General features: G+C 60.2%; 14 protein-coding genes. 12 read left to right on the forward strand and 2 right to left on the reverse strand.

The window, feature by feature from the left end:
* Nucleotides 1-64 precede the first annotated feature (64 nt).
* The 4 genes from purE (at nucleotide 65) to ACM6IT_RS07395 (ending at nucleotide 2,627) form a co-directional block, all read left to right on the forward strand.
* Nucleotides 65-556, forward strand: coding sequence for a 5-(carboxyamino)imidazole ribonucleotide mutase (gene purE / locus ACM6IT_RS07380; RefSeq protein WP_007971731.1), 492 nt, complete (start codon nucleotides 65-67; stop codon nucleotides 554-556).
* Nucleotides 557-567: 11 nt separating this feature from the next.
* A complete protein-coding gene (locus ACM6IT_RS07385) occupies nucleotides 568-1,650 on the forward strand; it encodes a 5-(carboxyamino)imidazole ribonucleotide synthase (RefSeq protein WP_056726829.1) in 1,083 nt (360 codons plus the stop codon).
* Between the two features lie 107 nt (nucleotides 1,651-1,757).
* Complete coding sequence (locus ACM6IT_RS07390; protein WP_008030708.1) at nucleotides 1,758-2,003, forward strand: GlsB/YeaQ/YmgE family stress response membrane protein; 246 nt, start codon at nucleotides 1,758-1,760, stop codon at nucleotides 2,001-2,003.
* A gap of 87 nt (nucleotides 2,004-2,090) precedes the next feature.
* Nucleotides 2,091-2,627, forward strand: coding sequence for a DUF3299 domain-containing protein (locus ACM6IT_RS07395; RefSeq protein ID WP_414917762.1), 537 nt, complete (start codon nucleotides 2,091-2,093; stop codon nucleotides 2,625-2,627).
* Between the two features lie 138 nt (nucleotides 2,628-2,765).
* On the opposite strand, the gene ACM6IT_RS07400 is transcribed toward ACM6IT_RS07395, so the two are convergent.
* Together ACM6IT_RS07400 and ACM6IT_RS07405 are read right to left on the reverse strand one after the other, a co-directional pair.
* Complete coding sequence (locus ACM6IT_RS07400; RefSeq protein ID WP_409078194.1) at nucleotides 2,766-3,665, reverse strand: D-hexose-6-phosphate mutarotase; 900 nt, start codon at nucleotides 3,663-3,665, stop codon at nucleotides 2,766-2,768.
* Nucleotides 3,666-3,734: 69 nt separating this feature from the next.
* Nucleotides 3,735-4,139: an acyl-CoA thioesterase gene (locus ACM6IT_RS07405; RefSeq protein ID WP_007942704.1), complete on the reverse strand. Its 405-nt coding sequence runs from the start codon at nucleotides 4,137-4,139 to the stop codon at nucleotides 3,735-3,737.
* 362 nt (nucleotides 4,140-4,501) lie between these two features.
* Between ACM6IT_RS07405 and ACM6IT_RS07410 the strand changes: the two genes are divergently transcribed.
* The 8 genes from ACM6IT_RS07410 to ACM6IT_RS07445 all read left to right on the forward strand — a co-directional run bounded on the left by ACM6IT_RS07410 (nucleotide 4,502) and on the right by ACM6IT_RS07445 (nucleotide 15,098).
* Nucleotides 4,502-5,800 carry an MFS transporter gene (locus ACM6IT_RS07410; RefSeq protein ID WP_414917763.1) on the forward strand — a complete coding sequence of 433 codons (1,299 nt, stop codon included), beginning with the start codon at nucleotides 4,502-4,504 and terminating at the stop codon, nucleotides 5,798-5,800.
* 168 nt (nucleotides 5,801-5,968) lie between these two features.
* On the forward strand, nucleotides 5,969-6,970 hold the full coding sequence (locus ACM6IT_RS07415; RefSeq protein ID WP_056726832.1) for a phosphate ABC transporter substrate-binding protein PstS: 1,002 nt from the start codon (nucleotides 5,969-5,971) through the stop codon (nucleotides 6,968-6,970).
* Nucleotides 6,971-7,381: 411 nt separating this feature from the next.
* Nucleotides 7,382-9,415, forward strand: a complete 2,034-nt coding sequence (locus ACM6IT_RS07420; RefSeq protein ID WP_414913632.1) for an ABC transporter permease subunit — start codon at nucleotides 7,382-7,384, stop codon at nucleotides 9,413-9,415.
* 16 nt (nucleotides 9,416-9,431) lie between these two features.
* On the forward strand, nucleotides 9,432-11,102 hold the full coding sequence (gene pstA / locus ACM6IT_RS07425; RefSeq protein WP_414917764.1) for a phosphate ABC transporter permease PstA: 1,671 nt from the start codon (nucleotides 9,432-9,434) through the stop codon (nucleotides 11,100-11,102).
* A gap of 179 nt (nucleotides 11,103-11,281) precedes the next feature.
* Entirely contained in the window at nucleotides 11,282-12,115 is an 834-nt protein-coding gene (pstB, locus tag ACM6IT_RS07430; protein ID WP_007971742.1) for a phosphate ABC transporter ATP-binding protein PstB, read from the forward strand.
* 109 nt (nucleotides 12,116-12,224) lie between these two features.
* Nucleotides 12,225-12,986, forward strand: coding sequence for a phosphate signaling complex protein PhoU (gene phoU, locus ACM6IT_RS07435; RefSeq protein ID WP_007992846.1), 762 nt, complete (start codon nucleotides 12,225-12,227; stop codon nucleotides 12,984-12,986).
* Between the two features lie 168 nt (nucleotides 12,987-13,154).
* Nucleotides 13,155-14,057, forward strand: a complete 903-nt coding sequence (locus ACM6IT_RS07440) for a response regulator (RefSeq protein ID WP_056726835.1) — start codon at nucleotides 13,155-13,157, stop codon at nucleotides 14,055-14,057.
* A gap of 144 nt (nucleotides 14,058-14,201) precedes the next feature.
* The gene (locus ACM6IT_RS07445) at nucleotides 14,202-15,098 is read left to right on the forward strand and encodes a peptidoglycan DD-metalloendopeptidase family protein (RefSeq protein WP_414913554.1); all 897 of its coding nucleotides are present in this window, start codon (nucleotides 14,202-14,204) and stop codon (nucleotides 15,096-15,098) included.
* Nucleotides 15,099-15,126 lie beyond the last annotated feature (28 nt).

The raw sequence follows: 15,126 nt of genomic DNA on the forward strand, positions 1-15,126 counted from the left end.
GCATCCTGCGTGGCTTGTTGTTTTTTGACGCGCCTGCGGGCGCCCAGAGAGAAGAGGCACGACGATGAGTGCACTGGTTGGCGTGATCATGGGCTCCAAGTCCGATTGGTCCACCCTTAGCCACACCGCCGATATGCTGGAAAAGCTCGGCATCCCCTACGAGGTGAAAGTGGTTTCTGCCCACCGCACCCCGGACCTGCTGTTCCAGTACGCTGAAGAAGCCGAGGCGCGTGGCATCGAGGTGATCATCGCCGGTGCCGGTGGCGCGGCCCACTTGCCTGGCATGTGTGCAGCCAAGACTCACCTGCCGGTGCTCGGCGTACCGGTTCAGTCCGCTATGCTGTCGGGCGTTGATTCGCTGCTCTCTATTGTGCAGATGCCAGCGGGCATTCCGGTCGCCACCCTGGCCATCGGCAAGGCGGGCGCGATCAACGCAGCACTGCTGTCGGCGAGTATCCTTGGCGCCAAGCACCCGCAGTTCCACGCGGTGCTGAAAACCTTCCGTGCTGAGCAGACAGACAGCGTCCTGGAAAATCCAGACCCACGCATCGCCTGAGGTTGTTGACGATGAAGATCGGTGTAATCGGTGGCGGCCAGTTGGGCCGCATGTTGGCGCTGGCGGGCACTCCGCTGGGCATGAACTTCGCTTTCCTGGACCCGGCGCCGGATGCTTGCGCAGCAGCGTTGGGCGAACACCTGCGAGCCGATTACGGCGATCAGGATCACCTGCGTCAGCTGGCCGATGAAGTCGATCTGGTGACCTTCGAGTTCGAAAGTGTTCCGGCCGAGACCGTGGCGTTCCTGTCACAATTCGTCCCGGTCTACCCGAGTGCCGAAGCACTGCGTATCGCCCGCGATCGCTGGTTCGAGAAGAGCATGTTCAAGGACCTGGGGATTCCTACCCCGGCGTTCGCCGACATTCAGTCCCAGGCTGATCTGGACGCCGCCGTGGCTTCCATCGGTCTGCCAGCGGTGCTGAAGACCCGTACCCTGGGTTACGACGGCAAGGGTCAGAAAGTCCTGCGCACGCCAGAAGATGTGGTTGGCACCTTTGCCGAACTGGGCAGCGTGGCCTGCCTGCTGGAAGGCTTCGTGCCGTTCACCGGTGAAGTCTCGCTGATCGCCGTGCGTGCCCGCGACGGTGAAACCCGCTTCTATCCGCTGGTACACAACACCCACGAAAGCGGCATTCTCAAGTTGTCCGTGGCCAGCACCGATCACCCGCTGCAAGCCCTGGCCGAAGACTACTCCAGCCGTGTGCTCAAGCAACTGGATTACGTCGGTGTGATGGCGTTCGAGTTCTTTGAAGTCGACGGTGGCCTCAAGGCCAACGAAATCGCCCCGCGGGTACACAACTCAGGGCACTGGACTACCGAAGGCGCCGAGTGCAGCCAGTTCGAAAACCACCTGCGGGCCGTTGCCGGCCTGCCGTTGGGTTCGACTGCCAAGGTTGGCGAGAGCGCGATGCTCAACTTCATTGGCAAAGTGCCAGAGTCCGAGAAGGTCCTGACCATCGCCGATTGCCATCTGCATCACTATGGCAAGGCGTTCAAGGTCGGCCGCAAGGTCGGTCATGCCAACCTTCGTTGTGCAGACCGCGAGACGCTGGCGGCCCAGGTTCTCAAGGTGCAAGCACTGATCGCCGAATAGTTTTTTATGTGCAACGGTGGAACCTTCGGGGTGCGCCGTTCTCTCATGGCAGGTTGCGAAAGTCTGACTAGGCTTTCCAATAGCTACTTCATTGAGAGGAGAATGCCATGGGAATTATCGGAACCATCTTTATCGGCTTGATTGTCGGCCTGCTGGCTCGGTTCCTGAAACCTGGCGATGACAGCATGGGCTGGATCATGACGATCCTGCTCGGTATCGGCGGTTCGCTGGCGGCCACTTACGGCGGCCAAGCCCTGGGCATCTATCAGGCTGGTCAAGGTGCAGGTTTCATCGGTGCGCTGGTGGGCGCCGTTGTGTTGCTGGTGATCTACGGGTTGATCAAAAAGAACTGATCCAGGCGACAAAGCCCTCTCCGCCAAACCGGCCGGGAGGGCTAGAATGCTCGGCGTTTCCTGTTCTTCCCTTTGCCGAGCACCTTCATGCACCGTCTTTTGTTGACTCTTGTTTTACTGGGTTCGGGCCTTGCCCATGCCGGCGAACTGCCGGAAACCGACTGGCTCGAATTGATGCCCAAGTCGGACCAGAAGGCCCTCGAGGCCATGCCTGAAATCGACCACAACTCCCCTGAAGCCAATGGCACTTTCACCGACAAGGGTGGAATGAAGCAGGCCAAAGGCTTGCCTGCGGTGATGTACTCGACCAAGACCGTTGCGTCGATGAACGACAAGAACATCCGCATTGGCGGTTACCCCGTGCCGCTTGAGTCCGACGCCAAGGGGAACAGCACGTTGTTTTTCCTCGTGCCATACCCGGGCGCCTGCATCCACGTACCGCCTCCGCCTCCCAATCAATTGGTGCTGGTGCGCTATCCAAAGGGCCTGAAGCTGAATGATATCTACACGCCGCTGTGGGTCACCGGCACGCTGAAAGTCGAGAAGGTCAGCAATGACCTGGCCGATGCGGCATATGCGCTGGATGCGCAGAAGGTACGGGTGGTGAAAGAGTCGGATTTGTAACGCCCCGCCAGATGGCTTGGCACAAAAAACTGTGGGAGCGAGCTTGCTCGCGATGGCGGTGTAACAGGCAACTTAAATGTTGAATGTTATGGCCTTATCGCGAGCAAGCTCGCTCCCACATTGGTTTTGTGGTGTTGCTTAGAGAGAGTTGCTGCCGATACTCACGCCCAGCGTATGGCTAGCACCTGGTTTCAGGTTCACCACATCACCCATCACATTCGCCGTCTCGATGCACAGCATGCGCTGCCAGCCATCGTCGGCCATGTCGCTGAACGCGGCGGCGCGGTCGATCCACGGGTTCCAGATCACCGCGGTGCGCGAGCCCATGCTGGTCAGTTCGATGCGTCGCTCCCAGGCCGGGTCGACGATGCTCAGCAGTGGCGGGACATTAAGATAGATGCGGTCAGTTTCGCCGCTAAATCGCAGATCGCCGGACTGTTGCTTGGTTTTCCAGTCTTCCAGGGTTTCGATGTAGCTCAAGCCATCCACGCCTTCGACATGCACTTCACGCACATCGCTGACGGCAAAGTAACTGTGCAGCGCCTGGCTGATGCTGACGGTTTCAGCGCCCCGGTTGTGGCTGGTCAGGTGGATGTGCAATTGCTCGTCGAGGCGAATGCTCAGCGTCAAATCCACCTGGTGCGGCCAGCCGGGAAAGCCGCCTTCAGGGTAGGGCAGGAGGAATTCGACCTTCAGGCTTTCGCCCTCGGCTTCGATGCCGCCCAGTTCCCAATCCATCGCTCGCACGAAGCCGTGAGCCGACGGCGCTTCATTGCTGGTGCGCATCGCCTGAACGCTTTGCGGGTTGCGCGCAAAGTTGCCGAACCATGGCCAGCACACCGGCACGCCGGCGCGGATGCTCTTGCCGGTCTTGAACACGGCCTCGTCGTTGAGCCAGATCAGCGGCGGCTGGCCGGCCAATTGATAGCTGAGGATGTGCGCGCCTTGCTGGGCCACCAGTAATTCGGCCTGACCGTGGCGGATGCGCCAGCAGTTCAGTTCATCCAGTTTTACAGCTTCAACATTGGGCGTGCTCATGGGACAGCTCTCGATCAGTAACGTGGACGACTATCGACCGCAAAACGGCTACCAGGTTTAAACGCTCTTTCAGCGAGCCCGAGGCGGAACCGAGCGCGTGCGACCGCTGCCGTCGATGGCAACGAACACGAACACCGCTTCGGTTACTTTACGCCACTCGCTGGACAGTGGATCGTCGCTCCAGACCTCGACCATCATCTTGATCGAGCTGCGGCCGATTTCCAGGGCCTGGGTATAAAAGGAGAGCTGAGCGCCCACCGCCACCGGTACCAGAAACGCCATGCGGTCGATTGCAACGGTGGCAACGCGCCCGCCAGCGACCTTGCTGGCCATCGCGGTGCCTGCCAAATCCATCTGCGCCACCAGCCAGCCGCCGAAAATATCGCCAAAGCCGTTGGTTTCGCGAGGAAGCGCGGTGATTTGCAGGGCCAGGTCGCCTTGCGGGATCGGATCTTCTTGTTCGAGTTCTATCATGCCGGGGGGCCTCTGACCCGTGACTCTTCGTTGGTATTGCTGGTGGTAGCCGTCTTCGGGAAAAACGATTCAGCACCGAACATACTACGTTCGTCACGTTTTCCATCAGGCGCCTAAAGGGAAACTCTGCGAAATCGCCTATGAACCTGACAGGCGCTTTCGCACAGCAACCCCTCAAAAACCGGAGCAGGCTTTGAGTATATCGGTCGGTAGACTCCGCGACGACCGTCCGGTTCTCATTTTGACTGTCAAAAACGCACCTCTATGTGCTTTTTCGAACAATTTGCTATCGTGCCGGACCTGCCCAAACCTCAGCCAGCGTTGTTGAGGTTGCAGATCCGACTATAAGAGAAGCCCTTGCCATGACCACAGCGCCCTCGAGCATCGCGCAGCCAGACCAACCCGCACGTCCGCTGACCCGCAACGACTACAAGACTCTATCGCTGTCGGCCCTGGGCGGCGCGCTGGAGTTCTACGATTTCATCATCTTCGTGTTCTTCGCCACGGTGGTGGGCAAGCTGTTCTTCCCGGCGGACATGCCTGAATGGCTACGCCTGATGCAGACCTTCGGCATCTTCGCCGCCGGCTATCTGGCGCGGCCGCTGGGCGGCATCGTGATGGCGCACTTCGGCGACCTGCTGGGCCGCAAGAAAATGTTCACCCTGAGCATTTTCATGATGGCGGTGCCCACCTTGATCATGGGTTTGCTGCCGACTTATGCGCAGATCGGCATGTGGGCGCCGATCCTGTTGCTGTTGATGCGGGTGATCCAGGGCGCGGCCATTGGCGGTGAAGTGCCGGGGGCGTGGGTCTTCGTTTCCGAGCACGTTCCGCAGCGGCATGTCGGCTACGCCTGCGGCACCCTGACCAGCGGCCTGACGGCGGGCATCCTGCTCGGCTCGCTGGTCGCCACGGCGATCAACAGCCTCTACACCCCGGTGGAAGTAGCGGATTACGCCTGGCGGATTCCGTTCCTGCTGGGTGGCGTGTTCGGCCTGTTCTCGGTGTACCTGCGTCGCTGGTTGCACGAAACCCCGGTGTTCGCCGAGTTGCAACAGCGCAAGGCCCTGGCCGAAGAAGTGCCGCTGCGGGCGGTGCTGCGTGACCATCGAGGCGCCATTGCCATTTCGATGTTGCTGACCTGGCTGCTGTCGGCCGCCATCGTGGTGTTGATCCTGATGACCCCGACTGTGTTGCAGACGGTCTATCACTTCTCGCCAACCACGTCCCTGCAGGCGAACAGCGTGGCGATCGTGTTCCTGAGCTTTGGTTGCATCATTGCCGGCGCACTGGCCGATCGCTTCGGTGCGGGACGAGTCTTCGTGATCGGCTGTACCGCGCTGCTGGCCAGTTCCTGGACCTTCTACCACAGCCTGGCCGATCATCCCGACTGGCTGTTCCCGATGTATGCCCTGACCGGTCTGCTGGTCGGCACCATCGGCGCGGTGCCCTATGTGATGGTCAAGGCGTTCCCGCCGGTGGTGCGTTTCAGCGGCCTGTCGTTCTCGTACAACGTCGCCTACGCGATTTTCGGTGGTCTGACGCCGATGATCGTCAGCCTGTTGCTCAAGGAGAATGCAATGGGGCCTGCCTATTATGTGGCGGTGCTATGCGGGGTGGGGATTCTGGTAGGTGCATATCTCTGGAAGAAGGGCCGCTGATAGCGAACGATCACAGCACTCCTCACATCTACAGTTACAACTGAAAGGCCAGCCTTCCAAGCGGAGTGCTGGCCTTTCATCCAATTGTCATATTTCAGCCATAGAGTGTTCACACGGCCTGCTGATACTTGGCCCCGAATAACACACCCTATCTGCTAGGAGTAAGGCATGAAACTGAAGCGTTTGATGGCGGCAATGACTTTTGTCGCTGCTGGCGTTGCGACTGCCAACGCGGTTGCCGCTGTTGACCCTGCTATCCCGAGCTACACCAAGACCACTGGTGTGTCGGGCAACCTGTCCAGCGTTGGTTCCGATACCCTGGCCAACCTCATGACCCTCTGGGCTGAGAACTACAAGAAAGAATACCCGAACGTAAACATCCAGATTCAGGCCGCTGGCTCCGCCACTGCGCCACCTGCGCTGACTGAAGGCACCTCCAACCTGGGCCCGATGAGCCGCAAGATGAAGGACACCGAACTGGCTGCCTTCGAGCAGAAGTACGGCTACAAGCCAACCGCTATCCCGGTTGCCGTGGACGCCCTGGCTGTATTCGTACACAAGGACAACCCGATCCAGCACCTGACCATGGAACAGGTCGACGCGATCTTCTCGTCCACTCGTCTGTGCGGCGCTAAAGCCGACGTGAAAACCTGGGGCGACCTGGGCGTGACCGGCGACCTGGCCAACAAGCCGGTTCAACTGTTCGGTCGTAACTCGGTATCCGGCACCTACGGCTACTTCAAGGAAGAAGCCCTGTGCAAAGGCGACTACAAGCCTAACGTGAACGAGCAGCCAGGTTCGGCTTCGGTCGTGCAGTCGATCAGCTCCTCGCTGAACGGCATCGGTTACTCGGGCATCGGCTACAAGACCGCTAGCGTGAAGACTGTGGCCCTGGCCAAGAAAGGCAGCCAGGACTTCATCGAAGACACTGAAGAAAACGCCCTGAACGGCAAGTACCCGCTGTCCCGCTTCCTGTACGTGTACGTCAACAAAGCCCCGAACAAGCCACTGGCCCCGCTGGAAGCCGAGTTCGTGAAACTGGTTCTGTCTAAACAGGGTCAGGAAGTCGTAGTGAAAGACGGTTACATCCCACTGCCGGCCAAAGTAGCTGCCAAAGCTCTGGCTGACCTGGGTCTGGCGGAAGGCGGCGCTGAAGTCGCAAAAAAGTAACAAATTGAGTCCAGGGTGAACCCCTCGGACTCACATGGGGACGGCAGGAGCCGCCCCCATGCACCTCTAATTCTCTATTCGCTGCTGGTTACCGCTAGCGGCGGATTTGTTGCGTCACTGCACTGTCATCTTTCTGTCATACAGGATCGCTAGGGTGTGCGAATGAATGATCTGGCCAATTCCAACATGACTACTAATCCCCCCAAGCGAATTGATTTCAATACGCCTGAGTTGCAACGCAAGCGCCGCATTCGCGCGCTCAAAGATCGCCTGACCCGCTGGTACGTCCTCGTTGGCGGTCTCGCTGTACTGGGCGCGATCACCTTGATCTTCTTCTTCCTTGCCTACGTCGTCGCGCCCCTGTTCCAGGGTGCCAGCCTGACCGCCAAGGACGCCATCACACCCGCCTGGATGCAAGACGCCGGCAAGCCGCTGATGATCTCCCTGGAAGAGCAGAACCAGGTTGCGATGCGGGTTTCCGACAAGGGCCAGGCATTGTTCTTCGACATCGACAGCGGCGCTGAATTGAAGCGCGTCGATCTGTCGATCCCGGCCGGCACCACCGTGACTTCCATCGCAGAAGACCAGCCAGGTCACCCGCTGGTGGCGGTGGGTCTGTCCAACGGTCAGGCCTTGGTGTTCCGTCACACCTATAAAGTCAGCTACCCGGACGGCAAGAAGACCATCACCCCGGCCATCGAGTACCCGTATGGCGAAGCGCCAATCGCGGTGAACGAAGCCGGCGGTGCGCTGGAGCACGTCAGCCTCAACGCCAACGATTCGACCCTGATGCTGGTGGGTTCCACCGGTTCGCAACTCAATGTTCTGTCGCTGACCAGCGAAGAGAACATGATGACCGGCGAAGTCACCAACGAGCAGAAGCGCATCGAACTGCCGCAAATGACCGAGCCGGTGAAGAATATTTTCGTCGACCCGCGTCAGCAGTGGCTGTACGTGATCAACGGGCGTGCCCAGGCCGACGTGTTCAGCCTTCGCGACAAAAGTCTCAACGGTCGCTACAAACTGGCGGAAAACGGCGAAACCGAAGTCACCGCCAGCACCCAGTTGGTGGGCGGTATCTCGCTGATCATCGGTGACTCCAAAGGTGGTCTGGCCCAGTGGTTCATGGCGCGCGACCCCGATGGCGAGCAACGCCTGAAGCAGATCCGCACCTTCCAGATGGGCACCACGCCTATCGTTGAAATCACTGCCGAAGAGCGCCGCAAGGGCTTCGTTGCCCTCGACGCTTCCGGCAAGCTCGGCGTGTTCCACAGTACCGCCCACCGTACCTTGCTGGTGGAGTCGGTCGCTGAAGGCCAGGGCATCTTCGGTCTGTCGCCGCGTGCCAACCGCTTGATCGTGGAAGCCGGCGGCAAGTTGCATCCGCTGCTGCTCGACAACCCGCACCCGGAAGTCTCGTGGAGCGCACTGTGGAGCAAGGTCTGGTACGAGAACTACGACGAGCCTAAATACGTCTGGCAATCGACCGCCGCCAACACCGACTTCGAACCCAAGCTGAGCCTGTCGCCGCTGACCTTCGGTACCCTGAAAGCCGCGTTCTACGCCATGCTGCTGGCCGCTCCACTGGCCGTTGCCGCGGCGATCTACACCGCGTACTTCATGGCTCCGGGCATGCGCCGTAAGGTCAAGCCGGTGATCGAGTTGATGGAAGCGATGCCGACGGTGATTCTTGGTTTCTTCGCCGGTCTGTTCCTCGCGCCATATGTGGAAGGGCATTTGCCGGGCATCTTCAGCCTGCTGATGTTGCTGCCGATCGGCATCCTGGTCGCCGGATTCACCTTCAGCCGCCTGCCTGAGTCGATTCGCCTGAAAGTCCCGGATGGCTGGGAAAGTGCGCTGCTGATTCCGGTGATCCTGTTTGTGGGTTGGCTGTCGTTGTACATGAGCCCGTTCATGGAAAACTGGTTCTTCGGCGGCGACATGCGCATGTGGATCTCCCACGACCTGGGCATCACCTACGACCAGCGCAACGCCCTGGTGGTCGGCCTGGCCATGGGCTTCGCGGTCATCCCGAACATCTACTCCATCGCCGAAGACGCCGTGTTCAGCGTGCCTCGCGGCCTGACCCTGGGCTCCCTGGCCCTCGGTGCCACGCCGTGGCAGACCATGACCCGCGTGGTGATCCTCACCGCGAGCCCGGGTATCTTCTCGGCGCTGATGATCGGCATGGGCCGTGCGGTCGGCGAAACCATGATCGTGTTGATGGCCACCGGTAACACCCCGGTCATGGAAATGAACCTGTTCGAAGGCCTGCGCACCCTGGCGGCCAACGTCGCGGTGGAAATGCCCGAATCGGAAGTCGGCGGCAGCCACTACCGCGTGCTGTTCCTCTCGGCGCTGGTGCTGCTGTTGTTCACCTTCGTCATGAACACCCTCGCGGAACTGATTCGTCAGCGTCTGCGCAAGAAATACTCGTCGCTTTAAGCAAAGGTAGAAGTCTGTGAAACAGAACTCCCTGAAAGGATGGTTCAAGAGCGGCGCCCCCGGCGTCTGGATCAGCGGTGGCGCGGTGTCCATCGCGGTCATCATGACCATTGGCCTGCTGGCAGTGATTGCCGTGCGTGGCCTTGGTCACTTCTGGCCGGCTGACCTGGTGCATGCCAGTTACGACGTACCGGGCCAGGCCAATCACTTGGTGATCGGCGAAATCGTACAGAAGGAAGAAGTGCCACGTGCCCGCCTGAAGAGCGCCGGCCTGCCGGTGCCTGACGAAGGCCCGGAGTTCATGACCCGCGAGCTGATCAAGGTCGGCAACCGTGACCTGAACGGCAACGACTTCACCTGGATCGTCGGCGAGTGGCTGACCAGGCAGACGACGCCGCCGGAGCTGATGGCCATCGAGCGTCGCGAGTGGGGCAACTTCTACGGTTACCTGGTCAACGTCAAACAGGATGGCAAGGTTGTCGCTGAAGGCGAAGCCGCATGGCCTGAGTTGCAGGCCCGTGTTGACCGGGTCAACAAGCTGGCTGCACAACTCAAGAACCTGGAAAAAACCGACATCGGCGCGATCAACGCCGGTCTCGAACGCATCCGCCTGCACGGTCGCAAGCTTGAGCTGGATGGCAAACTCGACGCCACCGCACAAGCGGACATGGAATCCGAGCGCGCCGAACTCAACGCCCGCTATCAGGATGTTGAAGCGCGCCTGAGCGATCTGCATGCGCAGTTCAACCGCGACAGCCTGACCGCCCGCGATGCGAACGGTAAGGAAATCGAAATCGGCATCGGCAAAGTGGTTCACGCCTACCAGCCGAACGCCATGAGCACGACCACCAAGATCGGTTTCTACTTCAGCAAGGTCTGGGAGTTCCTGAGCGACGACCCGCGTGAAGCGAACACCGAAGGCGGGATCTTCCCGGCCATCTTCGGCACCGTGATGATGACCCTGATCATGGCAATGATCGTGACCCCGTTCGGCGTACTGGCGGCGGTGTACCTGCGTGAATACGCCAAGCAGAACGCACTGACCCGGATTATCCGCATCGCAGTGAACAACCTGGCGGGCGTTCCGGCCATCGTTTACGGCGTGTTCGGCCTGGGCTTCTTCGTCTACGTGCTGGGCGGCTCGCTCGACCGTCTGTTCTTCCCGGAAGCACTGCCGGCACCGACCTTCGGTACACCGGGTCTGCTCTGGGCTTCGCTCACCTTGGCTCTGCTGGCGGTGCCGGTGGTGATCGTGGCCACCGAAGAAGGTCTGGCGCGGATTCCTCGCACCGTGCGTGAAGGCTCGTTGGCCCTCGGCGCAACCAAGGCTGAAACCCTGTGGAAGATCGTGCTGCCGATGGCCAGCCCGGCGATGATGACCGGCATGATCCTCGCGGTGGCCCGCGCCGCGGGTGAAGTGGCGCCGCTGATGCTGGTGGGTGTGGTCAAACTGGCGCCGTCGCTGCCGGTGGACGGTAACTACCCGTACCTGCACCTGGACCAGAAGATCATGCACTTGGGCTTCCACATCTATGACGTCGGCTTCCAGAGCCCGAACGTCGAAGCCGCGCGACCGCTGGTGTACGCCACGGCGCTGCTGCTGGTGCTGGTGATCGCGACATTGAACCTGTCGGCGGTGTACATCCGTAACCACCTGCGCGAGAAGTACAAGGCGCTGGATAGCTGATTTCCAATGTGGGAGCGGGCTTGCTCGCGAAAGCGGTGGGTCAGGCAACATTGATGTTGAATGTGCCGGCCTCTTCGCGAGCAAGCCCGCTCCCACACTGGACCGCGTCCACCGGAATATTGATGGGAACTGCAATAAGCAGCGTTCCGAACCGAATTTGTTAGCACAGGGAGCCTCCCATGCAGCACGAAGCACATACCCACGGCATCAACATGTCGGCGCTGGGTCGCGACAAACAGAGCCTGAACCTCGAGCAGGAAACCGTAGCTATCGAAGTACCGGGCCTGAGCCTGTTCTACGGCGAAAAACAAGCGCTGTACGACGTCAGCATGAACATCCCGAAACAGCGCGTGACCGCTTTCATCGGTCCGTCCGGCTGTGGCAAGTCCACGCTGCTGCGTACCTTCAACCGGATGAACGACCTGGTTGACGGCTGCCGCGTTGAAGGCGAGATCAACCTGTACGGCAACAACATCTACCGCAAGGGCGAGGACGTGGCCGAGCTGCGTCGTCGCGTCGGCATGGTGTTCCAGAAGCCCAACCCGTTCCCGAAAACCATCTACGAAAACGTGGTCTACGGCCTGCGCATCCAGGGCATTAACAAGAAGCGCGTGCTCGACGAAGCCGTTGAGTGGGCGTTGAAAGGCGCGGCGCTGTGGGACGAGGTCAAGGACCGTCTGCACGAGTCGGCACTGGGCCTGTCCGGTGGTCAGCAGCAGCGTCTGGTGATCGCTCGCACCATCGCCGTTGAGCCGGAAGTGCTGCTGCTCGACGAACCGTGCTCGGCACTCGACCCGATTTCCACGCTGAAAGTCGAAGAGCTGATCTACGAACTGAAATCCAAGTTCACCATCGTCATCGTGACCCACAACATGCAACAGGCGGCGCGGGTGTCCGACTACACCGCGTTCATGTACATGGGCAAGCTGGTCGAGTTTGGCGACACCGATACCCTGTTCACCAATCCGGCGAAGAAGCAGACCGAAGACTACATCACCGGTCGCTACGGCTAGCAGCAGCCACGAGCCGCGAGCTTCAAGCGGCAAGTCAGGGCGGTTCGGGTACAACACATCAGCTTGCAGCTTGTAGCTTGCAGCTCACAGCTTTTGCGGAGCAGACAACATGATTTCTAAGGAAGGCCTTACACACCACATCTCCCAGCAGTTCAACGCCGAACTGGAGGAAGTGCGCAGCCACCTCCTGGCCATGGGCGGGCTGGTCGAGAAGCAGGTCAACGACGCGGTGACCGCGCTGATCGAGGCCGACTCCGGCCTGGCCCAGCAAGTGCGCGAGATCGATGACCAGATCAACCAGATGGAACGCAACATCGACGAGGAATGCCTGCGCATTCTGGCCCGTCGCCAGCCGGCGGCTTCCGACCTGCGCCTGATCATCAGCATTTCCAAGTCGGTGATCGACCTGGAGCGCATCGGTGACGAAGCGACCAAGATCGCCCGCCGCGCCATCCAGCTGTGCGAAGAAGGCGAAGCGCCGCGCGGATACGTGGAAGTGCGCCACATCGGTGACCAGGTGCGCAACATGGTGCGCGACGCACTGGACGCCTTTGCCCGTTTCGACGCCGAGTTGGCCTTGTCGGTGGCGCAGTACGACAAGATCATCGACCGCGAATACAAGACCGCCCTGCGTGAGCTGGCCACCTACATGATGGAAGATCCGCGTTCCATTTCGCGGGTTCTGAGCATTATCTGGGTGCTGCGTTCGCTGGAACGTATCGGCGACCACGCGCGCAATATCTCCGAGCTGGTGATCTACCTGGTACGCGGCACCGACGTGCGGCACCTGGGTCTCAAGCGCATGAAGGAAGAAGTCGAAGGAACCAGCGGCGAAACAGCTAATGTTCCGGGCAAAACTGACGATAAGTAAGGTTGCCCAAGTAAAGCGCCCGGCCTTTTGGCCGGGCGTTTTTGTTTGCGGCTTACGAATTCGAAAAGCAGCACCCGCGAACGAAAAGTCCGGCGTGACTGAAGATTTTTTGGCAATGTGCCATCAGCAAGGCGGTATGCTGGCCGGGATTTTTTAAAGGGGTTTTGGATGAGTAAGGTCAGTGTGTTGGTCGTGGACGACGCGTCGTTCATTCGTGACCTGGTGAAAAAGTGCCTGCGCAATTATTTCCCGGGCATGCGGATCGAAGATGCGATCAACGGCAGAAAGGCCCAGGCCATGCTGGCCAAGGAAGCCTTCGACCTGGTCCTGTGCGACTGGGAAATGCCGGAAATGTCCGGCCTGGAACTGCTGACCTGGTGCCGCGAGCAAGACAACCTCAGAGCCATGCCTTTCGTGATGGTGACCAGCCGTGGCGACAAAGAGAACGTTGTCCAGGCGATTCAGGCCGGGGTATCCGGCTACGTCAGCAAACCGTTCACCAACGAGCAACTGATCACCAAGGTCAAGCAGGCGCTGCACAAGGTCGGCAAACTCGACGCCTTGATCAACGTCGCCGCGACCAAAACCAGCCCTGCCTTCGCTAACGACTCCCTCGCTGCCCTGACCGGTGGCAAGGCCCCCGTCGCCACGCCAACGGCCGCACCCGCACCGTCCAAAGGCTTGCTCAACAGCCCGCCGATCAAGGCGCCAGCAGCCTCTTCGGCACCCGCCAGTGGCCGTGGCCAGGGTCAACTGCGGTTGCCCAACGGTATCCAGCAATGCGTGATCAAGGCCCTGAGCCTCAAGGAAGCGCTGCTGGTGGTGAAGCGCTCCGAGATCCTGCCGCAGATCCTCGACAGCGCCGTGCTGGACCTGGAGCAGGGCGACAATGCCGAAATCGCCCGCCTCAACGGCTATCTGCACGCCGTCGTGGCCCACGAACCGAAGCCCGACAGTGACTGGCTGCAACTGACCTTCCGCTTTGTCGACCAGGATGCGCAGAAGCTCGATTACATCTCGCGCCTGATTGCGCGTGGTACGGCGCAGAAGCACTTCATTCCTGGTGCTTGATCCAGCGTCGTCTGCGAGTTCGAAGGGTCCATTGGCCTTGCCGAAAATCTTCTGAACGGCCCATTTTGAAACATCTGCCGACTACCCGGGTCCATTGCAGCTGCTAGGCTCAATCCCAGATCTCACTCGACAGAATTCTTGCTCATGTTCTCGCGCCTGCTGCTTATATGTGGCCTGTTCATGGTCGCCAACTCGGCCATGGCCATGACCATCTACAAATCCAAAGATGCCTATGGTGTGGTTTCCTACAGCGACCGCCCTAGCAAAGGCGCCCATGTGTTCGTTTTTCGCGATGGCATGGTCGAGCACCTTGAGCGCCAGGTGCGCCTTATCATCATGAAGAAGAATGGCGTGCACAGCGTGTACGTGCGCAATGACCTGTATGCGCCGGTCGAAGTCGAATTGAGCTTTGCAGGGGTGAAGAACGCCAGCGGTGTGCCGGGCGGGACGATTCGGCGGGTGATCCCGCTACGCAGCAGCGTTCGCCTGGCGCAGCTCACGGCGACTAAAGGTGGGAAGCCCATCGCGTACGTCCCGAAGTTCAACTACTCCCTGGGCGACCCCTCAGGGCCCATGGTTGGCTATCGGTACCCGTTGCCCTGGCGTGGCGGACCGTTCCGGATAAGCCAGGGCGCCAATGGCCCCTACAGCCACTTCGGGCCCAAGAGCCGATACGCCATGGATATCGCGATGCCTGAGGGCACGCCGATCATTGCCGCGCGAGGCGGTGTGGTAGTGAAAACCGAGAACAGACAGAGTGGGCGCGGCACCGACGCATCCGGCAATTTCGTGCGGGTGCTGCACGATGACGGGACCATGGGCGTTTATCTGCACCTGAAGAAAGGCTCGGTCTGCGTTCGGGAAGGTCAGCGGGTAACGGTAGGGAGTGCGCTGGCGTTGTCCGGCAACACCGGCAACAGCACCGGGCCGCATTTGCACTTCGTGGTGCAGCGCAATACCGGGCTGGGGCTGGTCTCGATTCCGTATCAGTTCAGCCAGCCGGTGGGTGCGCTGCCCAACTTTGCGTTGGGCAAGCAGTAAAGCCTTGGGATCAATGCGGTTTAACGAA

The sequence above is a fragment of the Pseudomonas sp. IT-P4 genome (assembly GCF_949767755.1).
In the GTDB taxonomy this organism is placed as follows: Bacteria; Pseudomonadota; Gammaproteobacteria; order Pseudomonadales; family Pseudomonadaceae; genus Aquipseudomonas; species Aquipseudomonas monachiensis.